Consider the following 23,811-nt stretch of genomic DNA (forward strand, 5'->3'; position numbering starts at 1 on the left):
CTTAGTTCGAATCCAGCGCTTGATCGCGCGCGATTCGTCCGTCGCTTAGATCGCAAACGACGGACCATTCCAAGCCGCCTCGCATATGAATTTGGTAACGAATCCAGAAGGTTTTCGGCTGCGGCAATATGCGTAACTCGTCGATAAAACCCGGATGCAGGCGTAGCGCCTCGCGTTGGCAAGTTTCGAGGTTGACCTTACTGGGCGGCAAGGCGTAGCGGTCGGTATAGTTAACTTCGGCATGAGCCGTTTGCAGCAACGCCGGCAGCAATAGTAAGCCCCATCCAAGGTTCATTAGCAGCTTCCGCATATTGTAAATTCCACGTCCAAATTTGCTTAACCGATGATCGACCGAGCATCGCTTTAGCGCAGCGATGGCTTGATGCGCTTTTGTTAACGGTTTAGGTGGCCCGAAAGTGTTCATCGCTGTTTCCCCTCGGCCGCCACTAGCGGCCGGTTTGATCCAAAGCCAGATTCAACTTCAACACGTTGACCCTGGGTTCGCCGAACAGCAGCCATTGCCGGCCTTCGGTATGCGCATCCACCAGTTCATGCAGCGTGGCTTCGTTAATTTTACGTACCTTGGCTATACGTTTGATCTGGTATTCGGCAGCGGCAACGCTGATATGCGGATCCAGGCCGCTCCCGGACGCGGTGACCAGATCCACCGGCACCGGCGAGTTGTTGCCGTGATCGGCGTCTTTCAGCGCTTGTATCCTGGCGGCGACCGCGTCGGTCAAGGCCGGATTGGTCGGCCCCAGGTTGGAGCCGCTGGAAGCGGCGGCGTTATATCCATAGGGACCCGTGGCCGAGGGCCGGCTCCAGAAATATTTCGGCTCGCCGAAAGTTTGGCCGATCAGTTCCGAACCGATCGGCTGGCCTTGCTGGTTTTTGATCAGGCTGCCATTGGCTTGGTCGCTGAACAAGGCTTGAGCCAGCACCGTCACCAGCGCCGGATAAGCGGCGCCGGTCACCAGGGTCAGCAGAAACAGCATCATCGCTGCGGGTTTTAAATAGGTAGACATGTTCTCTCCTTACACCAGGTTCATCGCAACCAGAATTAAATCAATCGCCTTGATGCCGATAAACGGCACGATCAGACCGCCGACGCCGTAGACCAGCAAATTGTTTTGCAGCAGTTTTTCCGCACCGACCGGTTTATAGCTGATGCCTTTTAAAGCCAACGGGATCAGCGCGATGATGATCAGGGCGTTAAAGATTACCGCCGACAGAATCGCGCTGGCCGGCGTCGCCAAACCCATCACGTTCAGCACGTTCAAGGCCGGATAGGTAGTGGCAAAGGCCGCCGGGATGATCGCGAAATATTTGGCGACGTCGTTGGCGATACTAAACGTGGTCAGCGCCCCACGCGTCATCAGCATTTGCTTGCCGGTTTCGACGATTTCGATCAGCTTGGTCGGGTTGGAATCCAGATCGACCATGTTGCCGGCTTCCTTGGCGGCCTGGGTGCCGCTGTTCATCGCCACCGCGACGTCGGCTTGCGCTAGGGCCGGGGCGTCGTTGGTGCCGTCGCCGGTCATCGCCACCAAGCGGCCGTCGGTTTGATGTTGACGAATCAGATTCAGCTTGGCTTCCGGAGTAGCTTCGGCCAGGAAGTCGTCGACGCCGGCTTCGGCGGCAATCGCGGCGGCGGTCAGGCGGTTGTCGCCGGTGATCATGATGGTTTTAATGCCCATCTGCCGCAGCTCGATAAAACGTTCCTTGATGCCGCCCTTGACGATGTCCTTCAGTTCGATAACGCCCAGCGCTTTAGCGCCATCCGATACCACCAGCGGCGTGCTGCCCCGGCGTGCGACATCGTCGACCATTTTCTTAAGCTCTTGCGGCACCTTACCGCCTTGTTCTTCGATATGTTGCCGAATCGAGTCGGCCGCGCCCTTGCGGATTTGCCGGCCTTCCAGGTTGACGCCGCTCATCCGGGTCTGGGCGCTGAAATGCACGAAAGTGGCGCCCAGGGAATGGATATCGCGTTCGCGGATATTGTATTTTTGCTTCGCCAATATCACGACGCTACGGCCTTCGGGGGTTTCGTCCGCCAAGGATGCCAGTTGCGCGGCATCGGCCAGTTCGCGATCCGTCACGCCTTTGACCGGAAAGAAACCGGAGGCCTGGCGGTTACCCAGGGTGATCGTACCGGTTTTGTCCAACAGCAGCACATCGACGTCGCCGGCCGCTTCCACGGCCCGGCCGGAGGTGGCAATCACGTTTTTTTGCATCATCCGGCCGATGCCGGCCACGCCAATGGCGGACAGCAAACCGCCGATAGTGGTAGGAATCAGGCACACCAGCAAAGCCACCAACACGGTGACGCTGATCGGGTTGCCGGCGCCCGCGGTCTGCACGCTGTACAGCGAGAATGGCAGCAAGGTCACGGTCGCCATCAGGAACACCAGCGTCAACGCCACCAACAAAATGGTCAACGCAATCTCGTTGGGGGTTTTTTGCCGTTTGGCGCTTTCCACCATGCCTATCATGCGGTCCAGAAAGGTTTCGCCGGGATTGGTGCTGATACGCACCACCAGCCAGTCGGACAGCACCCTGGTGCCGCCGGTGACGGAGCTGAAGTCCCCGCCGGATTCGCGGATCACCGGCGCGCTTTCGCCGGTGATCGCGCTTTCGTCCACCGATGCCACGCCTTCGATGACGTCGCCGTCGCCAGGCACGAAATCGCCGGCTTCGATCAGCACCACATCGCCTTTACGCAGACTGGAGCCTTCGACTTTACTGTAGTTGCTGCCGTATTTGGGTTCGTCGAGCTTTTTGGCGGCGATGTCGCGTTTGGCGCTACGCAAAAACGCGGCTTGGGCTTTGCTGCGGCCTTCCGCCACCGCTTCGGCGAAGTTGGCGAACAGCACGGTAAACCACAGCCACAGAGTGATGCTCAGTATAAAACCCGCGGATTCTTCGCTTTCGCCGTTCAGCGCTTGCAACCACAACACGGTGGTCAACAAGCTGCCGAGGTAGACCACGAACATCACCGGGTTTTTCCATTGTTGTTGCGGCGTCAGTTTGGCAAAAGCGTCGAACAAGGCTTGTTGCAGAATTTGCGGGTCCAGTAAGGACGTTGAAACGGGTTTGCTAGTCATAGGGTTACCTGTCCTGAAATTATTGATGACCGATCATTTGCAAATGCTCGACGATAGGCCCCAAGGCCAAGGCCGGGACGAAGGTCAGCGCGCCGACCATCAGCACGGTGATGATCAATAAAACGGCAAACAACGGAGTATGGGTCGGCAGGGTGCCGGGGCCGACCGGCACGGTCTTTTTAGCCGCCAGCGAACCGGCGATCGCCAACACCGGAATCATCAGCCAGTAGCGGGAAAACAGCATCGCCAGACCGAGCATGAAGTTATAGAACGGCACGTTGGCCGACAAACCGCCGAAGGCGCTGCCGTTGTTGTTACCGGCCGAGGAATAGGCGTACAACACTTCGCTGAAACCGTGAGCGCCGGGGTTGAAGATCGAAGCTTTGCCGACATCCAACATCACCGACAGCGCCGTACCGCCCAATACCATCAACGGCGGAATCAGGATAATGATGGCGGCCATTTTCATCTCATAGGCTTCGATCTTTTTGCCTAAATATTCCGGAGTGCGGCCTATCATCAGGCCGGCGATGAACACCGCGACGATGGCAAACACAATCATGCCGTACAGGCCGGAACCGACGCCGCCAAAAATCACTTCGCCCAATTGCATCAGCCACATCGGCACCATGCCGCCGATAGGCGTAAAAGAATCATGCATGGCGTTGACCGAGCCGTTGGATGCCGCAGTCGTCGCCACCGCCCACAGGCCGGAGTTGACGATGCCGAAACGGGTTTCCTTGCCTTCCATATTGCCGCCGGCCTGTTGGCTGGTGGCGGTTTGATCGACACCCAGCAAAGTCAGGGCCGGCGTTCCACGTTGTTCGGCCGGCACCGTCACGAAGATCAGCGCGACAAACACCAGGGTCATTGCACCGAGGATAACCCAGCCCTGGCGGGTATCGCCGACCATCACCCCGAAGGTGTAACACAAGGCTGCCGGGATCAGCAGGATGGCCAACATTTCCAGGAAATTGGACAACGGCGTGGGGTTCTCGAACGGATGAGCGGAGTTGACGTTAAAAAAACCGCCGCCGTTGGTACCCAATTGTTTGATAGCAACTTGCGAAGCCGCCGGCCCCATCGCCAGGGTTTGCGTTTGCGTGGACGCGGTTTCGGTCATCGGTTTGCCCTCGGCGTCGACAACGGCTTTACCATCGGCATCCAGTTTCGGTGCCGAATAGCTAACCGCCTCCTGCAAATTGACGGTCTGATAAGGGTTAAACGTCTGCACCACGCCCTGCCCGACCAATACGATCGCCAGCAAAAACGACAAGGGCAGCAAGATGTATAAAGTGCTACGTGTCATGTCCACCCAGAAGTTACCGATGCTGTTGCTGTTGCGGCGGTTAAAGCCGCGAATCAGCGCCACCAGCACCGCCATGCCGCTGGCGGCGGAGACGAAATTTTGCACGGTCAGCCCCAGCATCTGGGTCAGATAACTCATCGTCGCTTCGCCGCTATAGCCTTGCCAGTTGGTGTTGGTGGCGAAGCTGACCGCCGTATTGAACGCCGAATCGGGCGTCACTGCCGCTAAGACTTGCGGATTCAGCGGCAACACGTCCTGAAAACGTTGTAGGCAGTAAACCGCCAGCAAACCGCACAAATTGAACGCCAGCATCGCCAGCGCATACTGCGACCAACGCATTTCCTGTTCCGGTTCGACGCCGCTGAGGCGGTAAAACAGTCTTTCAACGCCGCCAAACCAGCGGTTCAAGCCCACCGACTCGTCTTGATAAACCCGTGCCATATAAGTGCCCAGCGGTTTGGCTAAAGCCAACAGCGTAAAGACGTAAATGGCAATCTGTAAAAAACCTTGACCTGTCATCAGAATTTCTCCGGATAAAACAATGCCACGACCAAATAAACAAATACGGCCAGCGTCAAGCCGCCGCTGAGTAAATAAATCCAGCTCATGATTACCCCCTCAGCGCTTCGCAAGCGCCGATCAATAATGCGGTCGCCACAAAGAACACCGCCGTTAACAGCAAATACGCAATATCCATTTGGATTACCTCGTTAAAATTGAAAAAACTACGATTGCAATCAGCCGCGACCGCCTGTTAAACAATGTACAGAACGACCGATAAAAAAGTCGTAAAAATATCCACAGCCGATGTAAAGGAAAAGTAAAAAACTCGTCTCTGTAATTTCTCGCCGTTACGAGCCCAGAATTTCGGCATAAAAATAGCCCCTCCACCGGAATGGAGGGGCCGAGGTCAATCAACGGCTTAGCGCCGACCGACAAGCAGGAGCCTTACATGAATCATAAGAATTACCCCACACTGAAAGCAGTATGGCGGCAATTACCATCGATAAAATGACGCCGATATGGCGATGCCTATTTGAGAATACGCAAGCCTTGGCTTTGTTAATTCCCTCATTGAACAAGAGAGGACGGGGGAGATTTTCTCAATACCCCCAGCCGGTTATAAATTGGCAACGAGTTACCGCCGGCAACACCTTAAAAACCGGCGTTACCAGGATTTAACAATATGAAGCCGGACCGGACGTCAAGCGCGGAACGATGAACCGAAATCGAGATTGCTGGAGATGGACGCCAGGCAAAACAGCAGGGTGGAGATAATAAATTCGCCGGACATAAACACAAACAGTCCCGTGGTAAAAGTCAATCCGGTGAATAGGTCTCTGTAGAAATTGTTCGATTTGTGCATTTTGCCCCCTAAAGGACGCTGCTGACGATAAGAACTCTAAATGTCGATAGCAGTGAGTGAAATATAAATGCATCCCTGCACCATTAAGCGACCGTCCTTGATCGCATGTCGCATAATCTACCGAAACACAAATTAAAAGATCGTAAAAATCAGCCAGTTATCCGTAAAGAGAATATAAAAATTGCTCAACGGCTTAATGTGCGGGTCTGCGGGTGCGCCTTGCTAAAATCCCCGTCCACACTTAGTGACAGCCGCCTCAAGCTCATGAAGCCAAAACCCCACGGGCCGTTAATTCGGAAAATAATGATCCACATCCAAGGCTTTTATCCCATGAGGATGCGCGGCGCCCATACCAACCTCGCCGCGATGATTCACCATGTCCGGCTCGTCGAAAAAAACCCGGTTTCTCGATGGAGCCTGGCGCAGCCTTTCCCTTACCGCTTCCAATACGCCACGGCATGTGGAACAGGCACTCTTGCAACCCGAAACATCGAGGGTTTTGGAATACAGCGAAGTACCGTAGCCGCGCAGATAGTGGCCAAAAGCCGCCAGCAATTTCTGCTCGGCATGTTCATTTTCACCGCCGGCTCCCTGATACGAGCCTTTGACGAAGACAATCCCGCTGGCGGGTGGCGCATTGACGCTGGATAAACTGTAGGACTGACAGGCTGCCTGCTGGACCGGCATCGCAAATCCGTCGGCGAGAGCCGGTGTGCGATTTTCCGTGCCGGTCAAGCGTGCCATCAATTTTTCACCCGGCCGGGACCCGCCCACGACATTGATCCGGCCTGCATGCGACGGCAACAAGCGAATGCTGTTTGCCTCCACATGCGCTTTCAGCTTCGGATAGCTATCCACCCCGATACGATTCAGAAATAGCAGTTGAAAGTCCGTATCCACATCTTCGTTATTGGCGATCCAGATACTGCTGCCTATCACCATACATTGCGTTTCCTGCGAAGTGGAATGACCGACTTCTATCCTGGGTTCTTCATTCCCGGTCAACCAGCTCAGGCTGCCTCCGGCCCCGCGGGTTTTGGTGGTGGCAAGATTGAGGTATAGCGCGATTTGATCGTTAAACATGGTCCCGATTACCAAAGCTGATTAGTAGGAAACTAATTCTAGCTGCTCAACGATGAGAAGGAGAGTGACGAGGCAAATTTTTGGCGCCCGCCCAATATCCGCGTTCGTATTTGCCATGAATCCGCTTGGAAAGGTTCTGCTATGGAGCGGGACGAAACCGTCCGAATATGCCTAATATTCGATTTAAGTCGTACCGCTAACTCGGCTTTAGGCATGCAAAGCGGCGCCGAAGGCACAATATTCGGCGATATACGGACTTCCCACCGCTTTGTTGGTCTATAAAATGCCGGCGAACGCATATCCTGTCACCGCGTAGGCATATAAAAACCAGGCGAAGGCACCCTCCGAGAGTTGGCGCATACCTTCGGCTACCTCGAATACGCCTTCCGGAACTGCGGATGCGCGGTCCTGGGGTGTGAACGCACCTTCGAACAGTTTTTATACGCCTTCCGGGTCTGTTAGCGTCCGTTCGCGGCCTATGGAAACGCGCCCGCACTGTTCGGAAATCCTAGCCTGACTAATAGCCGGATCGTTCGTTCAGCTTGGCGTCATTCGGGAAATGGCTGGTGCGCTTATTTACGCCCTTCCCTCTCCCTGTTAAAGCGCTCAAATTGCGTAAGTGCCGGCCGAAAGATCAAGGCCCGGATTGCTGGTGCCGCACTAGGTGCGACAGCGTACAGATAAAGCCGCATCAACGGGCTAACATCCATACCTAAAGCGGCGTGCCCGCCCGCGACGCGCTTTCTCATCGAATCGAAACAAGAAGACACACTCATGACTTACTGTATAGGCGTCATGCTCGACACCGGCCTGGTGTTCGCATCGGACTCGCGCACCAATGCCGGGGTCGATAACATCGCCAGCTTCTGCAAAATGACCGTATTTGAAAAGGCCGGTGATCGGGTAATCGTGCTATTGAGTTCCGGCAACTTGGCCGGCACGCAGGCCGTCATCAGCATTTTGAAACAAAGAAATGCCAAACCCGGCTCGCCGAATCTGTGGAACGCGGAATCGATGTTCGATGCCGCGCTGCTGGTGTCCGACGCGATGCGCGAGGTCGATCAGCGCGATAGTCCGCATTTGGCGGCCAGCAAAATCAGTTTTAACGCTTCTTTTATTTTGGGCGGCCAAATCGCCGGCGAATCGTTGCGTCTGTTTCGGATTTATGCCGAGGGCACCTTCATCGAGGCCAGTATCGAGACACCGTATTTTCAGACCGGCGAAACCAAATACGGCAAACCGATTATCGATCGAGTGATTACCCGCTCGACCTCGTTGAACAATGCCGCGAAATGCGTGCTGGTCTCGTTCGACTCGACGATGTGCAGCAATTTGTCGGTGGGCATGCCTATCGATCTGCTCTGTTATCAACGCGACAGCCTTACTGTAAAGATGCGGCGGCGTTTTGGCGAAGGCGATGCCTACTTCGTTGAACTGGGTAAACAATGGACTGAAGGCACCCGGCAAGTATTCGATCAATTGTCCGATCTGGATTGGTGAGTCGCGCACATGGGGCCCGAGCCGGCGGTGAACGATCAACTCGGGGAGTATGGCCTAGTTGTTACCTGCGAACACGGCGGCAACCGGATTCCCAAACCGTATCAAGCTTATTTTGACGGCTATCAGGCTTTGCTGAATACCCATCGCGGCTTCGATCCCGGCGCGCTGATTATGGCTGAAGCCTTGGCAAAGGCATTTTCGGCACCGCTAGTGGCCTCCAGCATCAGCCGTCTGCTGGTAGACCTGAATCGATCCCTAGGCCATCCGACTCTGCACTTCAGCAGTATTCAAAATGCACCGGCAGAGTTGCGTCAACAAATCGTGCAGCGTTATTACCAGCCTTATCGGACACGGGTTGATCGCCTTGTCCGGCAATCGCTGGCCGATCATCGCCAGGTGATTCACCTTGCCTCTCACAGTTTTACGCCCGAACTGGACGGCAAGCGGCGAAACGCCGACATCGGCTTGCTTTACGATCCGTCTCGACCTGGCGAAGTGGCGTTCTGTGAGCACTGGAAATCAGCGTTAACTACCTGTGCCCCAGAACTGATAATCCGCCGAAACTATCCGTATGCCGGCAAAGCCGATGGTCAAACCCGTTGGTTTCGCCGCCGGCTACCTGCCGATATCTATCTGGGTATCGAACTGGAAATTAACCAAAAGCACATTTTAACGGCAGGCCCGCATTGGCCGGCCTTGCGCCGGCAGATCGTCGCATCGCTACACCAAGCCTTAGCAAACTATTCAGCCCACCCTGGAGTACTACCATGAAGATCCGTATCGGCTATGAAATCATTTACGACTGTCCGCAACCCACCCCCATGCTGCTGACTTTGGGCGTGCACTACACCCGCGTCTCCGACGTTATTATTCCCGACTATCTAATGACGGAACCGGCTATCCCCATCACTGCCTATCGCGACAACTTCGGCAATTGGTGCAGCCGCATCGTCGCTCCCAAGGGCAGGCTCCGGCTATTTGCCGATGGGTTGGTCAGGGATAGCGGCTTGCCGGATCGACTCATTTCGCAAGCCAAGCAAACTCCGGTGGAATATCTGCCCGACGACACTCTGGTATTCCTGCTTGGCAGCCGCTATTGCGAGACCGATAGATTGACCGAAATAGCCTGGCAGCTGTTTGATAGTGCACCGACCGGCTGGGCGCGGGTGCAATGGATTTGCGACTACGTTAATCGGCATATTGAGTTTGGCTATCAACACGCCAGACGCACCAAGACGGCTTGGGAGGCCTATCAAGAACGGACCGGTGTCTGCCGCGATTTTGCCCATCTCGCCATCACCTTTTGTCGCTGCATGAACATTCCGGCACGCTATTGCACCGGCTATCTGGGCGACATGGGCATGCCGCCGCCCTATGGCCCGATGGATTTCGCCGGCTGGTTCGAGGCTTACCTTGACGGCCAGTGGTATACCTTCGACGCCCGTAACAATATCCCGCGCATCGGCCGGGTGCTAATCGCTCGCGGCCGCGATGCGGCCGATGTACCGATTAGCTGTAGCTTCGGTCCGAATACCCTACAGAGCTTTATGGTTCGTACCGAAGAAGTGGCTGATTAGGAGACCGCCACAGGTGGCCCCTCGACATCGCCTGATCAGGGTGCTTGGTAAGAAAAATCAGGCGCGTTTTCTGCGGCGTCCAAGCAAGCCGATAGTGGCGGCGCCGAAACCAAATAGTGCGAAGCCGCCTGGAATCGGAACCACGGTCGGATCGGGAGCGGTCAGCGGATAGTGAGTCCCGGACTCCGCAATCAAGGATATATTCGGAATTTTATTGCCGAATATATCGGTGGCCGCGATACTGGATAAGATAGCGGTATGCTCGAACGACGCATTCGCATCCGCCTGAAAGAAAATCGGCGGGTTGTATCTATCGTAACCGCCGCCCGCACTTACCACACTCAACACACTCAGTTTGAATGGCACGCCGAACGTAAACAGCAGGGCATTGGGGCCATCCGGCGGCAGATCGTAAGTGCCGCCCCGATTCGCCACAATCGCGCCGCCAAATACATCGTTCAAGCGCACCGAGATCGCCAAATCGGCTTGGCCGCTGGTAGTGCCGGTTCCGCCTGACGAGAATACGTTGGCCGATCCGCTGCCGGTGAGGGTGAAGCCTAGATTGAGCCTGCCCTGACCCGTGCCGCCATTGATTGTCAACATTTCAACAAACTCACCACTAGCCTGCGCACCGGCACCGCCGCCGAAAATGCCTGGATTCTGATCGGTGACATGCACATGGGCGTAGCCGCGAAAGATGCCGTAATCTTGCAAGGCCGCCGCGGAGGCCGAGAACTCGGAATTGGCACTATCGGTCTGAAAAGGAATGTTGATACCCGACCCTACGCCACTGCCGCCAATCACAACCCCGCCCCCGCCGCCGGCATTGCCGGGCGCGCAAGCCGGTTGGGGATTTGAGGCGGAGCCAAAGTAGCCGTAACACACCAGCGACTCGGCTGAAATAGACGAAGCCTGGGCGGCTGTTGACAGAGCCGCCAAGCAAATGACACTCAGCAATACGCGTTTATTGACCATTTTAACCTTCCAGCTGTTATTAGCGGGGATGCTAATATCGACCCACAAGGATTTATAGGCTGTCCGCACAGTAGCAGAAATAAATGGTCTCGAGATATAAATTCGTTCGTTTTGACGGCACTAAGGCCAGCAGCGGAACTTAATCGCACCTAAAGCCCCGAGTTGTCTAATGGGACCCCGTGATTTTGGTCAGGCCGTTTGTTTGCCGGTCAGGCAACGGTATCGATATTGGTTCCAACGGTGCGCGTGTCCTTGGCCGCCGAAGCGATGGCCGCAGCCGTAGCTTGCGGAGCATAAGCCGCCGGCTTAACGACCGCATTTTGGATCATATTGCTTACTTGGGAACCCGCTTCTTGAAATGCGTCGGAAAGATTCAGCCGCAAGTGCTCGGCATCGGCATTCACTTGTGCTTTATTGGCTTGCGAATTCAAAGACTGGGCCTTAGCTTCGTATTGATCTGCCTGCGCTTGAACCGCATCCGCCTGTTTTCTCAGGGCTTGCGCCATTTGCTGAGCCTGATCGGCATTTCTCTTGGCCGTGAGCGCGCTTAGCTGTTGAAAGCCGGATTGATTGACGCTGGATACGTTGAGAGAAGACATGGCGTATCTCAAACTCCCTTAATGCTAATACAAAGGTTGACCACACATTTTTGATTGAACCCGCACGCCACCGTATTACTCTTCGCCACAAAAAAAGTCAACTCCCATTTTTGCGACTTAAGCAAACACAATTCTGCCGGGAAACCTCAGTTCGATAAGCTTATCTCAAGCGCTGACACTCAGTTCGAAACTGGCTAAAATACAGAAAACCGTATCTCAGGTCGCCACTGGGCAATCCGGATACGAAGATTCGAAAAACGCCATCTATAAATTTATAAGCGCCAAAAACTCAAATGAATCACGAAGTCGTTGCCGCCCGGGTAGAACATGTCGCGATGGCGACGGGTATCATTGCCGGGCTTTCAGCTGCCGCGGCGACGATTGCCACCCCGACCGGACTTTCCGCTTTTGGCGTGTGGTTGGGGTTAATCGATGAACCCTTGATCGTAACCGTGGCCCCTATCCTGGATAAATTGGCCACCGTATGCGGCACCATTTCCGGCATGACCTACTTCTATGCCATCAGAAAGAAACGGCAAACCGCAAAACGGTCGACGCCCGACAATTCCGCGCAATCCGATTGAAACTAAACGCGGCGGCAGCTGTGGCGAAGATTCAAATTCGCGGAAACAGCAATCCGCCCATCAAACCGCTGACCAAACTAAAGATCACGGCCAGAATAATTATGGCGGGGATGGATGCCAACGCCCATTTCACCATCAACACCACAATGGAAAAAAACGGCATCTGTAAATCCACCACGATGACTTTTTTGGCTTCATCCGAATCGTTCATAGTTTGCCCTTATTGAGTGAAATAAGGTGGCAGAATACCAATAAACGCGTTGCCGACGGAAAACGGCTTTGTTGCATCACGACATACAACCAGATGTATTGAAATTCGGAGGTAAGTGGGGGCCTGAACTGTAATTTTCGGCCATCAAATACATATAAAAAAGCCGCCTATCCAAGTGGATTCGGCGGCTAAAAGCAGCGAATTGCGGTAGCGTTAAATCGCAAAACTCCGTTTGCTGCATTGCAAGCGCTTTACAACACCCGCCAGTCTGTCTAGCTCTTCGTAAGTATTGTAGAACGCCAACGATGGCCGCACCGTGCTCTCCAGACCAAACCGGCGCAGGATGGGTTGCGCGCAATGATGGCCCGAACGCACCGCGATGCCGGCTTGATTTAACGCATTACCCACATCCTGGGTGCTGTGCCCAGCCAATACAAACGACAGCACGCTGGTTTTTTCCGGCGCGGTACCTATCAAGCGCACCCCCGGTATGGACTGCAAGGCGTGCATGCCATACACCAACAGCTCGTGCTCGTAACGGGCAACGTTCTCGATACCCAATTTACTGACATACTCCAAAGCCGCGCCCAATCCCACCGCGTCGGCAATATTGCCGGTGCCGGCTTCGAATTTCGCGGGTGCCGGCTGGTATACGGTTTTCTCGAACGTGACATCTTCGATCATATTACCGCCGCCCTGCCAGGGTTGGGTGGCATCCAGAATGTCAGCCTTGCCGTAAAGCGCGCCAATGCCTGTCGGTCCAAATATTTTATGTCCGGAAAACACAAACCAATCGCAATCCAAGGACTGCACATCAACCCGTATATGCGATACCGATTGCGCGCCGTCCAAAAGTACCTTAGCGCCGGCCCGATGCGCCAACTCAATAATTTCCTGTGCGGGGGTAATGGTACCCAGTGCATTGGAGACTTGAGTGAACGACACCAGCTTGGTGCGGGCATTCAACAGTTTTTGATATTCGGCCAAAATTACCTGGCCGTTATCGTCCACCGGAATTACTCTCAATACGGCCCCGGTTTCCGCACACAACTGTTGCCAGGGCACAATATTGGCATGATGCTCCAACCAACTAACGATAATTTCATCGCCTTCGCCGATGTTTTGCTTGCCCCAGCTTTTTGCCACCAGATTGATGGCTTCGGTGGCACCGCGTACGAACACTACCTCACCTGACGATGACGCATTGATAAAACGAGCAACGATGTCGCGTGCGCCTTCGTAGGCATCCGTGGCTCGTGCTGCCAATTCGTGCGCCGCACGGTGGATATTGGAATTTTCGTGTTTATAAAACTCGGAAATTCTGTCGATTACCTCCTGCGGTTTTTGCGTGGTTGCAGCGTTATCCAACCAGGCCAGTTGATAGCCGTTAACCCGTTCTTGCAAAATCGGGAAATCCCGGCGCACCGCATGAACGTCGAACGCCGGATGGGCCGATCCCAAACCGGGAATCTGCGCCGCCTTAGCCAAGTCGGGCACGTTGTTTATAAAATAATACGACGATCCTTCGACCGCAGAAGGTTGCTTGCCGCCGAATGGCGTTGCCAACGCTTTTTGCAGGTCATTAGAACCGGGCAGACCGAAGCTGCGCAAAGCCAAAGCCGACAATGCGTTATCGTCTATACCGGGCCGAGAATTAAAACCGGCGGGCACTGTGTTAAACGACTCGGATGTTGCGGCGGAAACCGGCACGGTGTCGATCGCATCGTTAGCGTTCGGCACCTCCCGAAAAAATTGATTCGCCAACCGGGTCAGCTCGGCGACATCCGGCAAGCCGTCAGGAACAGTCCCGCCGCTCAACGCCTGTTGCGCCAACGCAGACAATTCGCTGTTATGAGTAGTCATAATAGTTGCCTACTTCGACATTCTCCAATACGCCAATGGCATCTTCGGTCAATACCGCTAACGAGCAGTACAAGGACACCAAATAAGAGGCAATCGCCTTGTGGTTGATACCCATGAAACGGACAGACAATCCCATACTCAGTTCGTCGGTCAAGTTAGGCTGATACAAACCGACCACACCTTGACGGCTTTCGCCGGTGCGCAGCAGCAGAATATTGGTTTTTCCGTTTACAATTTTGAGTTTGTCGGTTGGGATCAGTGGCAGACCGCGCCAAGTCAGGAACTGCGAGCCGAACAGCGATACGGTTGGTGGCGGAGTACCGCGACGGGTCGCTTCGCGGCCGAATGCGGCAATCGCGCGAGGATGAGCCAGGAAGAAACCGGGCTCCTTCCATACGCGGGCAATCAACTCGTCCAAATCATCGGGTGTTGGCGAGCCTTTACGGGTTTGCACTTTTTGCGAAGGCGCGACGTTGTTCAGCAAACCGTATTCGGTATTGTTGATCAGTTCGCTTTCCTGACGTTCTTTCACGGTTTCGATAGTCAGGCGCAACTGTTCGTGGATTTGGTTGTACGGACTGCTGTAAAGATCGGCGACTCGAGTATGAACATCCAACACGGTGTTGACGGCATTCAAACGGTACTCACGGCCCCACTCTTCGTAATCGACGAAGGTTTGCGGCAGTACTTTTTCGTCCAGGCTTGAGCAGTCGACAGCGATACTGGTTTCGCTTTTAACTTTATTGACTCGATAAATACCCGCTTCGACCGGCACCCACTGCAGCAGATGTACCAACCAACGTGGGGTAATGGTACCCATCATAGGTACTGTTTTCGTTGCGTTCGATAATGTACGCGCGGCAACGTCGCCTAACGCGGTATGAGCTTGATGAATATCTGACATGGTATATCCCTGGATAATGGTTAAGGTCAATGGATCAATGCGTTGTTTAAGTGCCCAACGAAAGCCATCAATTTTGAGTAATAAATCATCGGACCGATCGAACTTGTAGCCGGCAAATGACCAGGCCATACCGCGTTCTGAATTTCTTCAGACCAAAAAAAAGCCAATGAACTCAAAAGAATTCATTGGCTTCCGGTGGTCCGGTCAGCAGATGACTGCGGTAAAGATACGCTGTCGGATTAACGACTGTCAAGGCGCGCAAAGCCAGAAAAATAGCGCTTATGACAATATTAGAAATGCTTATCTAATAGAATCGTTTACCAAGATTAAAAATATCTGGTAACAAAACAAAGCACCTAACTATCCAATTGTTTTTAATGACTTTTTTACAGCCGAAAAACAATTTGGCTTATCTTGCTCCAGACTACGGAGGCAGTTAATTTTTTTTGCCACAAGGCGAAAATTGGACCCGAAAATCGCCACACTGACACCAAAAATTTCGCCTGGAGACTGTCAGTCGGTGAAAATCCGCCCGGAATGCCTTAAGGAGACTTTCTCCAACCGATGCGAGGAATTAAATATCTTTTAACAAACAATTATATGCCGATGATTGAATTACTCCGGCAAAGCTCTCCAGCGCATCGCTTATTCGCGGCACCTGCTGGCTGTCAGGCAAATAATTTTGTCCGCACTGCTCAAGCGCATTAATCACAAAGTAGATACTGAGTATATTAATATCCACGGCAGGCAGATAAATCTCTTCACTTTCATCCGGGCCTTTGAGCTCTGCAATAAGATGTGCGGAGATTAACTTAGACAATATGGCTTGGACAATCTCTATTGGCGCTACCAATCTTCCGGCAATTTCGGCCGCGCATAAAGGCACATTCAATTGACTAAAGTTTTTCACTATCAAATGCATAACTTGTAAAGCGATGAATTTTTTTAAAGCAAAACTTAAATTGGAAAAGCGGTTATTGTTGCGGTAGGTTTGATAATTTTGGATAAAAAAAGCCATCTCGCAGCCAAATAAGACCACGATCCAACAACTTTGCAGCCAAACCACGAATAGCGGCAGAGCCGCGAAACTGCCGTAAATGGCGTTATAACTCGAAACACCAATCTGCAAACTTAAATAAATCCATTGCAATAGATGATAAATAAGTCCTGTAACCGCACCGGCAATCAAACCCGCCCGATAATTTATTTTATGATTAGGCATAAAAATAAAGATAAAGGCAAACAACCCTATCATCAGCAGCAAAGGCAATAAACTCAGTGCGTTAATCACCAGCCAAGTGCCAAACTCCGGCAAGCGCATCACACCTATCAGCCACGTTACCTGGGTGCCAACAAACACAGTTATACTGCTGGCAGCAATCAACAGCACCGGCGCCAGTAGCATCAGCGACAAGTAATCGCTGAATTTCCGGCCTAACGGCCTGCCTTTGGCTATTTTCCATATATAATTAAAAGACTCTTCAATATTGCCGATCAGGGTGATAACCGTCCAAAACAACACCACCAAGCCAATACCCGCAACTACTTCGCCTTTTGTACTATCCAATAGATTTTGCGCAAATCCGATTAACTGCAACACCAGCGAATCTTGATTCGGTGCCTGCTCAAGCAGTTGCTGTTCCAAAATTTTTTCATAGCCGAACCCCTTGGCAATACCGAACAGCATCGCAATAACCGGCACTATCGATAATATACTGTATAGCGTTAAGGCCGAGGCTCGCAATAGACAAAGATCTCGTCCAAAACCCTGCAAAGATAAAATAATAACTTTTAAAGACTTGATAAGTTTTTCTTGGACACCCAGCAGCTTTTGTTCATGTAACAACCAGATATCTTCTCGAATAAAATTAATTAGTTTATGTCGCATGAATTGATTTGGCCGTTAAGAATTGCGAGAACAAAAAATTAATGCAGCAACAGTATAAATTGAAAATGCCACACACATATTCGCATCGGAAAAAGTAGCTTATCTGCTGGAAAAAATACGCTACCTGAATAAGCAGGGCGATCACGTTTCCGAAGCTACCGGCTCTGACAAAGTAATTATGCCGGCTTATTGCACGTCAAATTGGAGATTCGCCAGCCTCGCATACAGCCCGCCCTGTTTGCGCAAATCTTCCGGCAAACCGGATTCCACAATACGCCCGTGTTCCAGCACCACGATGCGGCTGACTTTATGCACGGTGGCCAAGCGATGGGCAATTATCAGAGTAGTCCGCCCTTGCATCGCGGCATTTAATCCCTGCTGCACCAAAACTTCGGACTCCGCATCCAACGCACTAGTGGCCTCGTCCAACAACAACAGCGGCGCGTTTTTCAAAATAGCGCGCGCGATGGCAATACGTTGGCGCTGACCGCCGGAAAGCCGTGTGCCGCGCTCGCCCAGAAAGGTTTGGTAACCGTCCGGCAAGCGCTTAATAAACTCTTCCACCTGCGCCAATTTCCCGGCCGCCATTACCTCCTCGTCACTGGCGCCGGGCTTGCCGTAGCGAATATTCTCCAGTGCGGAGGCCGAGAAAATCACCGCATCTTGCGGCACAATAGCAATTTTGCTGCGCAGTTCTTGCAAGGAAAGGTCGCGAATATCCTGACCATTTAGAAGAATAGTGCCTTGGCTAACATCGTAAAAACGCAGCAGCAGTTGGAACAACGTGGTCTTGCCGGCCCCGGACGGCCCGATAAACGCAACGCTCTCTCCCGCCGCTATAGTCAGATCGATACCGTCCAGCGCGGCGGTTTGCAAGCGCGACGGGTAACTGAAGCCGACTTGCTGAAATCGAATCTCTGCCTTGTCCCTATCCGCCAAAGGCTGGGGTGTGGCATTCTCGACTATCGCCGGTTGGGCATGCAGCAGCTCCAGCAAGCGCCCGGTAGCGCCGGTTGCCCGCATCACGTCGCCCCAGACTTCCGCTATAGTGCTGACACCGCCGGAAACCAGCGTGGCATAGAGTACGAACGAAGCCAGTTGCCCGCCGGTCATGACGCCCGCGTTGACCTGGTTGGCGCCTATCCACAACACGAAAATAATGGAACCCATCACGGCCGTGATGACGATGACTGTCAACGCAGAGCGGAATCGGCTACGACGGACTGCCGTGAGAAAACCGATTTCGGCACGCTCGCTAAAGCGATCCGCTTCGCGCCACTCCTGGGTATAAGCTTGAACGGTAGGCACCGCGTTAAGAATCTCGCCGGCCAGCGCCGAAGCGTCTGCAATTTTATCCTGCGACTCGCGCGACAGCTTCTTCACTTTTCGGCCCATTGCCAGAATAGGTAAAGCCAGCAAAATCATCAACCCAAGAATCAGCGAGAACAACTGTAAGCTGGTAACCGCCAACATGATCATACCGCCGATGAACTGGAATACGCTACGCAAACCCATGGAAATCGAACTGCCCACCACGGTCTGGATCAAGGTGGTGTCGCCGGTCAGTCGTGACAGCACCTCCCCTGTTTGCAAGGTTTCGAAAAACTGCGGGGACTGGGCCAGCACCCGCTCATATACCGCGCTGCGCAAATCCGCGGTCACGCGTTCGCCGACCCAACTAACAGTGTAATAACGCGCGGCTATCGTCAACGCCCATAGGCAGGCCAAACCAAATAGAGCCAGAAAATGCCCATCCATACTCAGCGAACCCAACAAACCGCCCTGCTCAGTTTGCCGCTGCCCGAAACCAAAATCGATCAGGTCGCGGAACGCCAACGGCACTAACAGAATCGTCGCAGAACCCAAGCACAACAAACAAAAAGCCAGAAGCATTCTGCCCCGATACGGGCGCATAAACGGCCATAATGCCTTTAGTGTAGAGATCTTGCGGTTAGAATCGGTGTGTTTTGATATGGAGCCAGATATTTGAGGCATAATTTTCAGGGGGATCGATATGCTAAAACTCGATGCTTACAGAGGGATAAAAATAGACTAGGGGCATTACCGGAATCTGGATTTTTGTGTTTGCAAAAAAAAAGCCGGTGTTACCCGGCTTCGATGCTTCGCTATGATAGCAACCAAATGACCACTATAGAGGAGTCACGTTTTCCGCTTGAGGGCCTTTGGCTCCGGCGGTCACTTCCATCGTTACACTCTGGCCTTCTCTCAGGGTTTTGCGCCCGCTACCTTGAATAACGCTAAAGTGTACAAACACATCTTTGCCACCATCTTGTTCAATGAAGCCGAAGCCTTTGTCATCGTTGAACCACTTAACTTTGCCTTGTACTAATGCTGCCATAAATTACTCTTAACTTTAAAAAAACCATTACTGGTGTGTTCCCGGTTGTTTGCTACAACAACCGAACAGTGATTATGCATCAATTAAGGTAAATATGCCCCAAAAGAAAAATCGATAACCGCAAAGGCTACCGGCTTTCACGTCGTAATTGGGCGATACCAAACACCAACAACGACAGGTTGAGCGCGGTTCGCACAACAAAGGTGCCTTGATAGTGAGTAATGTCCCGCAGCAATTGGCCGACCTCCTTGGGATCGGTTAAAGCGGCGTTATGGGTAACTTTTTGCGCGGGCATCTGGGCGCCGATAGCTTGCGCTGGGTCGTAATCGGTGAAGCCGTGGGATGGCATAGGCAAAGGCGCCACTGATATCAGAGCGCAGCCTGTGCGCGGTTTCCAATTGGTTTTTGATAATCAACCGACGCACGATGGCGAAAACATCCAGCAACTTCACCTCGCCGATCGGCATTTGGCCGATTGCATGGAACACATACAGCTCGAATCGGCGAAGTTTCTTTTGGCGGGTAATGTCGCGGACGGTGTGAGCGTTTGAAGCTAACCATTCGCGCGTGACGTATTCGAAGCTGTTGATTGGCGGCAGACCGGCATCGAGGCGCATTTCCTGTTCGATTGCATCTTTTCTAGCGGTTTTATCGGCTTTGCGGCTATCGCTGGGGTCAACGCCACTTGCTACGAGCACTCTGGCCTCGTCCGCTTTACGCCTAGCATCAGCCAAGCCGGCGGAGGGATAAACACCAAGAGAAATAGTTTTTCGACGACCGTCAACGGAATAATCGAAGCGCCACCATTTGGCGCCACTGGCCTTAACCAGCAAATACAAACCGGAACCGTCGTTTAGACGGAGATCTTTGCTAGCTGGCTTGGCATTGCAAACTGAAATGTCTTTAAGCAGTTGTTTTGCCATTCAAACCCCCGATTTTTACAGTAACTCAGCAGCGGAAATTCAGTAACTTTTGTTACTGAATTTCGACTTACTACAAAAAATGCAAGCTGTTACTGCATTTTGTTGGTTTTCTTTGGACAATAAAAAACCCGCTAAGCCTTGCGGCTAGCGGGTTTTTTAATTTCTTTGGACTACTCTGGAAGAGTAGATGGTACGAGGGTCGGAACCGACTTAACTGTAAGCATATGATTTATATAACCTCATTTTTTATAAAGCTAGAATTGGTACGATTATTGACACGATTTCTATTTTTGCATCCTGATGCGCCGCCAAATTAACACAAAAGATTTGCCGACGACATCCTGTGACCGGCTACATTTCTCCCTGTCCAGCTTGTTAAAGAGCCAACCAAAACCACCCCGCCACAGCAGGGCAACACATCAAAGGCCTTGCAACTAAAATTGCCCTTGCCCAAGGGGCGCCGAAACCGTGTGCTGTCAGTTTCGGTTTTTGCCTGTCATTAAGCAGGCGGGCGGGCTGTCTCCGGCCGTTAAACTGCTGGCAATTTACTTTTTCCCTCATCCCTGGCTCCATTGCCTACGGTTTTAAACACCTAACTACAAACGTTGCCAATTCGATGTTGGACATGTACTATTTTAAGGTGTGTGACGCTTTATTAAGTCGCGACATATCGAGGCAAGGCAAGGTATTTAACTAATCTTTTGGAGATACCTATGCTCAATAAAAAAGGCATTACCCTAAAACAACTAATAAAGAAAACTCGTCAGGAGTTCAAGCTTCCTAAGCCTTTCGACCCTTTTATCGTAGTTAGAAAAAACTACATTGGTCGATGGGATATTTACAACCGTTATTCAATCGAGTTCGGTATAACTGAAGTCCAAAAAGACTACATGCTTGAATTGATCGAGGCTCATGGCGGTTTTAGAGGTCGTAGCTACTAGGCAAAAACGGCCCTGAAGTTATCAGGGCCGTACTTTTCAAGCTTTCCCTGTCCAAACTGCGACCCCCCCTGAAAGCCAACCCTTCGAGTAGGTAATACACGTTCCCATGCTTGACTAAGTCTCGCGTTAAAACACCGCCTCTGTGATCAACAACGACCATGAGGGGTTCTACTAAAGATAAAAATTTGTTGCACGACTTAAAGTCACCAATGTTCATTCGGTTTAGTGTGACTTCAAGGTGCTGCTTGAAGCTTTGTAAAAAGGCCCTTGCTCAAGGGGCCGCCAGCGGCGTGTGCTGTCGCTGTTGGCTTTTCGCTCATTGCTGAGACAAGCCTTTGTCTCCGGTAAGTGCGGCATGAACTTTGTCGCCTTCGGTGTGAATCAGATTACCTGAGTTTTACGAACTGTAAAGCTAGTTTCAGGGACTTTGTGACTTAACCCCGGCCATCAACTTCTAGGCCAGGGGCTCGAGCTTGGCGGTACCTGCTGCCCGTAAAATTTTGAAAATTTAAAACCACGCGACGCTAACGACTTGCTCTTGGCTATGCCTCCCGAAAACGAGAGTCAATTTTTCTTGTTTGCTTGTAATTATTTACCGAAAATTGCCGGCACTACTACACACCAAAGGTGTGGGGTCCATCCTAAGACAAACATTTCTCAATTGAAAAGGACACACGATGAAAAAATTCGCCACCATGCTTCCAATTTGCTTTCTTAGTGCGTGTGCGTCACCCGTTACCCGAATTGAGCCCGTCCCAGCCGCTGAAACTATCTCCCACCTTTGCATTAAGGAAAACGAAAAAGTATTTTCAGACGACTTCTTACCGGAGGTGCGCAGCCAAATTGAAGAACATAATATTAGAACCGAGCTTTTTAAGCCTGAGGTGTCTTGTGATTACATCTTGAGTTATGACGCGCAATGGTCATGGGATTGGTTCTGGACATTTAGCGTCTATTTATCAATGGCGGAATTTTCAGTTACAAAAGACAGCCATCAAATTGGCATGGCTTCATATACTGCGGCGTTAGGGCCATCGGCAATAGGTCAAACCAAAAACAAAATCAGACCCTTACTGATCGAACTTTTTAGAAAATAACGAAAGCTGTATATGATGAAACCAAGATTGGTTTGGGCTACATTTTCGGTAGCTCTGTTTATTGTGGTTTGCGGTTGCAACCGTTCGGCACTTCGCATTCCAGGCGCTTCTTCGCCTTTTCCCAAAACACCTACTGGCTTTTCTACCAAATCAACCCCTTATCCTCACGTGCTCGTTGTGGCCACTCCGATAGATCAACGCTCACAGCATTACGACGAGCACGTTGCCGGTACGAAATGGACTGGTTGCTCAACAGATCCCTTCTGGGCCACCAACGCCCCGCAAGTAATCCGGGAGAGACTGCTTAAGGAGCTGGAAACTTCTGGAATGTTCGTAAAGGTGGTGACAATATCGACGAGTCCCGATGATGTGCTGATGAAGACTGACATCAATGCATTCTGTGCTCAAACGGCAGGCTTTTTAGTTGCTCGTGTGGCGGGGATTACGTCATTGCACATCACCTTCGAGCAAAATGGCAATGTTCTGACTGACCAGAAGTTTGAGATGGTAGTTACTGATGCGGATAAAGAATATACCGGCTCACAGGTCACCACGATTGAGCAGGCCATGCGCACCACAATGGCGGATAGTTTGCGTGAGTTGCTGAAATTGATGTTAAAGAAGATTGATGCGGAAGTAGCAGCCTGGAAAGGTCATGGCTGACTTTATTTGTCAGTCAACTTTTAAAAACTTGGGGGCTTCAAGCATTCGTTGCCTATTTATAGAAGATACCCGGGCGACTCAGACCGACGCCGCCCGGATTTTTCAAATCTCAAGTTTCAAATTTAGCCACCTCACAAGAAGCAATCGCCATCATAAGGCGCCGGAATCCGACACAAGTGAACCGATCAGCGTACAAGTACAAGAGCTTCCAGAGTTGGCGCTGAAAGGTGTTGTAATAAGGCTCGCCACGCTTTACTTGAGAATTCGGTAGAGGTGTAAGCCTCAGGTTTGCTTCGTAGGAAACTTCATATATGCTTTCTAACATATCGTAGCCCTGCTCCGAGTCGATTAACAAGATATTATCGGGGGCGTTTGAAAATCGGCTGATTTCGTCGATTAGATCATTTATAAATTTGTCCGCTGAGTTTGTCATAAGTCACCTCGTCCTTGAGCTGGGTTATTGAAAATTCTTTGTCAGCGTCCTTGCTGACGGGGTCTGGTACCACCTCAAATACTTGACCAATGTTTTTGGCAGTGCCTTTGATTTGTTTCGGGGCAAGCCACCGTAGAACGAAGTGAGCGGCCTGTGTTCGAACCTCCAAGATGGGGCTTTGAAGCTGTTTTTCCAGAACAGCCACGGAATCGACAACCAGTTTCGGCAAGGCAGAGGCTAAAGTTGCCTCAGCTTCGGCACGCAATCTTTCCAGCTCAAAACGCCCTAACTCCGAACACTGGAGCCGGGAAACATGTTCCGGCCGATAGCCCAACTCTTTTGCAACCGTTGCTGGTGGCAAGCCCTCAGCTAGTTTTTGCAATACGCGCCGCTGCCTTGGCGATAATTCCTTGATTTTTAATGACAAAC

At 52.0% G+C, this 23,811-nt stretch carries 26 protein-coding genes; 8 read left to right on the top strand and 18 right to left on the bottom strand.

Features of this window, described 5'->3' with window-relative positions; all coding sequences use genetic code 11:
* Position 1: 1 nt before the first annotated feature.
* The 7 genes from ACH50O_RS10855 to ACH50O_RS10885 all read right to left on the bottom strand — a co-directional run bounded on the left by ACH50O_RS10855 (position 2) and on the right by ACH50O_RS10885 (position 6,865).
* The gene (locus tag ACH50O_RS10855; RefSeq protein ID WP_446812027.1) at positions 2–295 is read right to left on the bottom strand and encodes a hypothetical protein; all 294 of its coding nucleotides are present in this window, start codon (positions 293–295) and stop codon (positions 2–4) included.
* Between the two features lie 151 nt (positions 296–446).
* Positions 447–1,025 carry a potassium-transporting ATPase subunit KdpC gene (gene kdpC / locus ACH50O_RS10860; RefSeq protein ID WP_446812028.1) on the bottom strand — a complete coding sequence of 193 codons (579 nt, stop codon included), beginning with the start codon at positions 1,023–1,025 and terminating at the stop codon, positions 447–449.
* A 9-nt stretch (positions 1,026–1,034) separates the two neighbouring features.
* Positions 1,035–3,107 (bottom strand): potassium-transporting ATPase subunit KdpB, encoded by a 2,073-nt coding sequence (gene kdpB / locus ACH50O_RS10865; RefSeq protein ID WP_446812029.1) that lies wholly within the window; start codon positions 3,105–3,107, stop codon positions 1,035–1,037.
* A gap of 19 nt (positions 3,108–3,126) precedes the next feature.
* The gene (gene kdpA, locus ACH50O_RS10870) at positions 3,127–4,935 is read right to left on the bottom strand and encodes a potassium-transporting ATPase subunit KdpA (RefSeq protein ID WP_446812030.1); all 1,809 of its coding nucleotides are present in this window, start codon (positions 4,933–4,935) and stop codon (positions 3,127–3,129) included.
* Positions 4,935–5,024: a potassium-transporting ATPase subunit F gene (locus ACH50O_RS10875; protein ID WP_064025021.1), complete on the bottom strand. Its 90-nt coding sequence runs from the start codon at positions 5,022–5,024 to the stop codon at positions 4,935–4,937. The genes kdpA and ACH50O_RS10875 overlap by 1 nt, the downstream gene beginning before the upstream one ends.
* A 596-nt stretch (positions 5,025–5,620) precedes the next feature.
* Positions 5,621–5,782 carry a hypothetical protein gene (locus ACH50O_RS10880; RefSeq protein WP_446812031.1) on the bottom strand — a complete coding sequence of 54 codons (162 nt, stop codon included), beginning with the start codon at positions 5,780–5,782 and terminating at the stop codon, positions 5,621–5,623.
* Between the two features lie 288 nt (positions 5,783–6,070).
* Positions 6,071–6,865: a hypothetical protein gene (locus ACH50O_RS10885; protein ID WP_446812032.1), complete on the bottom strand. Its 795-nt coding sequence runs from the start codon at positions 6,863–6,865 to the stop codon at positions 6,071–6,073.
* 774 nt (positions 6,866–7,639) lie between these two features.
* Between ACH50O_RS10885 and ACH50O_RS10890 the strand changes: the two genes are divergently transcribed.
* The 3 genes from ACH50O_RS10890 to ACH50O_RS10900 are packed head-to-tail and all read left to right on the top strand — an operon-like array spanning position 7,640 to position 9,942.
* The gene (locus ACH50O_RS10890; protein WP_446812033.1) at positions 7,640–8,365 is read left to right on the top strand and encodes a peptidase; all 726 of its coding nucleotides are present in this window, start codon (positions 7,640–7,642) and stop codon (positions 8,363–8,365) included.
* Positions 8,366–8,392: 27 nt separating this feature from the next.
* Positions 8,393–9,136: an N-formylglutamate amidohydrolase gene (locus ACH50O_RS10895; RefSeq protein WP_446812034.1), complete on the top strand. Its 744-nt coding sequence runs from the start codon at positions 8,393–8,395 to the stop codon at positions 9,134–9,136.
* Complete coding sequence (locus ACH50O_RS10900) at positions 9,133–9,942, top strand: transglutaminase-like domain-containing protein (protein ID WP_446812035.1); 810 nt, start codon at positions 9,133–9,135, stop codon at positions 9,940–9,942. Before ACH50O_RS10895 ends, ACH50O_RS10900 begins: the two co-directional genes overlap by 4 nt.
* Positions 9,943–9,999: 57 nt before the next feature.
* On the opposite strand, the gene ACH50O_RS10905 is transcribed toward ACH50O_RS10900, so the two are convergent.
* Together ACH50O_RS10905 and ACH50O_RS10910 are read right to left on the bottom strand one after the other, a co-directional pair.
* Positions 10,000–10,917, bottom strand: coding sequence for a hypothetical protein (locus tag ACH50O_RS10905; RefSeq protein ID WP_446812036.1), 918 nt, complete (start codon positions 10,915–10,917; stop codon positions 10,000–10,002).
* 209 nt (positions 10,918–11,126) lie between these two features.
* Positions 11,127–11,516, bottom strand: coding sequence for a hypothetical protein (locus ACH50O_RS10910; protein ID WP_446812037.1), 390 nt, complete (start codon positions 11,514–11,516; stop codon positions 11,127–11,129).
* A gap of 293 nt (positions 11,517–11,809) precedes the next feature.
* Between ACH50O_RS10910 and ACH50O_RS10915 the strand changes: the two genes are divergently transcribed.
* Entirely contained in the window at positions 11,810–12,100 is a 291-nt protein-coding gene (locus ACH50O_RS10915; protein WP_446812038.1) for a hypothetical protein, read from the top strand.
* Positions 12,101–12,131: 31 nt separating this feature from the next.
* On the opposite strand, the gene ACH50O_RS10920 is transcribed toward ACH50O_RS10915, so the two are convergent.
* From ACH50O_RS10920 to ACH50O_RS10955, 8 genes are all read right to left on the bottom strand, one after another.
* On the bottom strand, positions 12,132–12,311 hold the full coding sequence (locus ACH50O_RS10920; RefSeq protein ID WP_446812039.1) for a hypothetical protein: 180 nt from the start codon (positions 12,309–12,311) through the stop codon (positions 12,132–12,134).
* Between the two features lie 213 nt (positions 12,312–12,524).
* On the bottom strand, positions 12,525–14,174 hold the full coding sequence (locus ACH50O_RS10925; protein WP_446812040.1) for a family 2A encapsulin nanocompartment cargo protein cysteine desulfurase: 1,650 nt from the start codon (positions 14,172–14,174) through the stop codon (positions 12,525–12,527).
* Entirely contained in the window at positions 14,161–15,207 is a 1,047-nt protein-coding gene (locus ACH50O_RS10930) for a family 2A encapsulin nanocompartment shell protein (protein WP_446812041.1), read from the bottom strand. The genes ACH50O_RS10925 and ACH50O_RS10930 overlap by 14 nt, the downstream gene beginning before the upstream one ends.
* A gap of 445 nt (positions 15,208–15,652) precedes the next feature.
* Complete coding sequence (locus ACH50O_RS10935) at positions 15,653–16,966, bottom strand: YihY/virulence factor BrkB family protein (protein WP_446812042.1); 1,314 nt, start codon at positions 16,964–16,966, stop codon at positions 15,653–15,655.
* A gap of 186 nt (positions 16,967–17,152) precedes the next feature.
* On the bottom strand, positions 17,153–18,859 hold the full coding sequence (locus ACH50O_RS10940; protein ID WP_446812043.1) for an ABC transporter transmembrane domain-containing protein: 1,707 nt from the start codon (positions 18,857–18,859) through the stop codon (positions 17,153–17,155).
* Positions 18,860–19,115: 256 nt separating this feature from the next.
* The gene (locus ACH50O_RS10945; protein ID WP_064010690.1) at positions 19,116–19,325 is read right to left on the bottom strand and encodes a cold-shock protein; all 210 of its coding nucleotides are present in this window, start codon (positions 19,323–19,325) and stop codon (positions 19,116–19,118) included.
* A 127-nt stretch (positions 19,326–19,452) separates the two neighbouring features.
* Complete coding sequence (locus ACH50O_RS10950; protein ID WP_446812044.1) at positions 19,453–19,620, bottom strand: hypothetical protein; 168 nt, start codon at positions 19,618–19,620, stop codon at positions 19,453–19,455.
* Positions 19,595–20,248, bottom strand: coding sequence for a tyrosine-type recombinase/integrase (locus tag ACH50O_RS10955; protein WP_446812045.1), 654 nt, complete (start codon positions 20,246–20,248; stop codon positions 19,595–19,597). The genes ACH50O_RS10950 and ACH50O_RS10955 overlap by 26 nt, the downstream gene beginning before the upstream one ends.
* 713 nt (positions 20,249–20,961) lie before the next feature.
* Between ACH50O_RS10955 and ACH50O_RS10960 the strand changes: the two genes are divergently transcribed.
* The 4 genes from ACH50O_RS10960 (at position 20,962) to ACH50O_RS10975 (ending at position 23,220) form a co-directional block, all read left to right on the top strand.
* A complete protein-coding gene (locus ACH50O_RS10960; RefSeq protein WP_446812046.1) occupies positions 20,962–21,189 on the top strand; it encodes a hypothetical protein in 228 nt (75 codons plus the stop codon).
* A 677-nt stretch (positions 21,190–21,866) separates the two neighbouring features.
* A complete protein-coding gene (locus ACH50O_RS10965) occupies positions 21,867–22,286 on the top strand; it encodes a hypothetical protein (RefSeq protein WP_446812047.1) in 420 nt (139 codons plus the stop codon).
* Positions 22,287–22,298: 12 nt separating this feature from the next.
* Positions 22,299–22,949: a hypothetical protein gene (locus ACH50O_RS10970; RefSeq protein ID WP_446812048.1), complete on the top strand. Its 651-nt coding sequence runs from the start codon at positions 22,299–22,301 to the stop codon at positions 22,947–22,949.
* A complete protein-coding gene (locus ACH50O_RS10975) occupies positions 22,942–23,220 on the top strand; it encodes a hypothetical protein (protein WP_446812049.1) in 279 nt (92 codons plus the stop codon). The genes ACH50O_RS10970 and ACH50O_RS10975 overlap by 8 nt, the downstream gene beginning before the upstream one ends.
* Before the next feature lie 130 nt (positions 23,221–23,350).
* On the opposite strand, the gene ACH50O_RS10980 is transcribed toward ACH50O_RS10975, so the two are convergent.
* Complete coding sequence (locus ACH50O_RS10980) at positions 23,351–23,809, bottom strand: hypothetical protein (protein WP_446812050.1); 459 nt, start codon at positions 23,807–23,809, stop codon at positions 23,351–23,353.
* Positions 23,810–23,811: the final 2 nt, after the last annotated feature.

This window comes from Methylomonas sp. 2BW1-5-20 (assembly GCF_052474515.1).

Excerpts from the sequence above, each read along its gene's own strand:
- ACH50O_RS10855 (WP_446812027.1), bottom strand. The coding sequence starts at position 295 with ATGAACCTTGGATGGGGCTTACTATTGCTGCCGGCGTTGCTGCAAACG.
- kdpC (WP_446812028.1), bottom strand. The coding sequence starts at position 1,025 with ATGTCTACCTATTTAAAACCCGCAGCGATGATGCTGTTTCTGCTGACC.
- kdpB (WP_446812029.1), bottom strand. The coding sequence starts at position 3,107 with ATGACTAGCAAACCCGTTTCAACGTCCTTACTGGACCCGCAAATTCTG.
- kdpA (WP_446812030.1), bottom strand. The coding sequence starts at position 4,935 with ATGACAGGTCAAGGTTTTTTACAGATTGCCATTTACGTCTTTACGCTG.
- ACH50O_RS10875 (WP_064025021.1), bottom strand. The coding sequence starts at position 5,024 with ATGAGCTGGATTTATTTACTCAGCGGCGGCTTGACGCTGGCCGTATTT.
- ACH50O_RS10880 (WP_446812031.1), bottom strand. The coding sequence starts at position 5,782 with ATGCACAAATCGAACAATTTCTACAGAGACCTATTCACCGGATTGACT.
- ACH50O_RS10885 (WP_446812032.1), bottom strand. The coding sequence starts at position 6,865 with ATGTTTAACGATCAAATCGCGCTATACCTCAATCTTGCCACCACCAAA.
- ACH50O_RS10890 (WP_446812033.1), top strand. The coding sequence starts at position 7,640 with ATGACTTACTGTATAGGCGTCATGCTCGACACCGGCCTGGTGTTCGCA.
- ACH50O_RS10900 (WP_446812035.1), top strand. The coding sequence starts at position 9,133 with ATGAAGATCCGTATCGGCTATGAAATCATTTACGACTGTCCGCAACCC.
- ACH50O_RS10905 (WP_446812036.1), bottom strand. The coding sequence starts at position 10,917 with ATGGTCAATAAACGCGTATTGCTGAGTGTCATTTGCTTGGCGGCTCTG.
- ACH50O_RS10910 (WP_446812037.1), bottom strand. The coding sequence starts at position 11,516 with ATGTCTTCTCTCAACGTATCCAGCGTCAATCAATCCGGCTTTCAACAG.
- ACH50O_RS10915 (WP_446812038.1), top strand. The coding sequence starts at position 11,810 with ATGAATCACGAAGTCGTTGCCGCCCGGGTAGAACATGTCGCGATGGCG.
- ACH50O_RS10920 (WP_446812039.1), bottom strand. The coding sequence starts at position 12,311 with ATGAACGATTCGGATGAAGCCAAAAAAGTCATCGTGGTGGATTTACAG.
- ACH50O_RS10925 (WP_446812040.1), bottom strand. The coding sequence starts at position 14,174 with ATGACTACTCATAACAGCGAATTGTCTGCGTTGGCGCAACAGGCGTTG.
- ACH50O_RS10930 (WP_446812041.1), bottom strand. The coding sequence starts at position 15,207 with ATGGCCTGGTCATTTGCCGGCTACAAGTTCGATCGGTCCGATGATTTA.
- ACH50O_RS10935 (WP_446812042.1), bottom strand. The coding sequence starts at position 16,966 with ATGCGACATAAACTAATTAATTTTATTCGAGAAGATATCTGGTTGTTA.
- ACH50O_RS10940 (WP_446812043.1), bottom strand. The coding sequence starts at position 18,859 with ATGCTTCTGGCTTTTTGTTTGTTGTGCTTGGGTTCTGCGACGATTCTG.
- ACH50O_RS10945 (WP_064010690.1), bottom strand. The coding sequence starts at position 19,325 with ATGGCAGCATTAGTACAAGGCAAAGTTAAGTGGTTCAACGATGACAAA.
- ACH50O_RS10950 (WP_446812044.1), bottom strand. The coding sequence starts at position 19,620 with ATGCCCGCGCAAAAAGTTACCCATAACGCCGCTTTAACCGATCCCAAG.
- ACH50O_RS10955 (WP_446812045.1), bottom strand. The coding sequence starts at position 20,248 with ATGGCAAAACAACTGCTTAAAGACATTTCAGTTTGCAATGCCAAGCCA.
- ACH50O_RS10960 (WP_446812046.1), top strand. The coding sequence starts at position 20,962 with ATGCTCAATAAAAAAGGCATTACCCTAAAACAACTAATAAAGAAAACT.
- ACH50O_RS10965 (WP_446812047.1), top strand. The coding sequence starts at position 21,867 with ATGAAAAAATTCGCCACCATGCTTCCAATTTGCTTTCTTAGTGCGTGT.
- ACH50O_RS10970 (WP_446812048.1), top strand. The coding sequence starts at position 22,299 with ATGATGAAACCAAGATTGGTTTGGGCTACATTTTCGGTAGCTCTGTTT.
- ACH50O_RS10975 (WP_446812049.1), top strand. The coding sequence starts at position 22,942 with ATGGCTGACTTTATTTGTCAGTCAACTTTTAAAAACTTGGGGGCTTCA.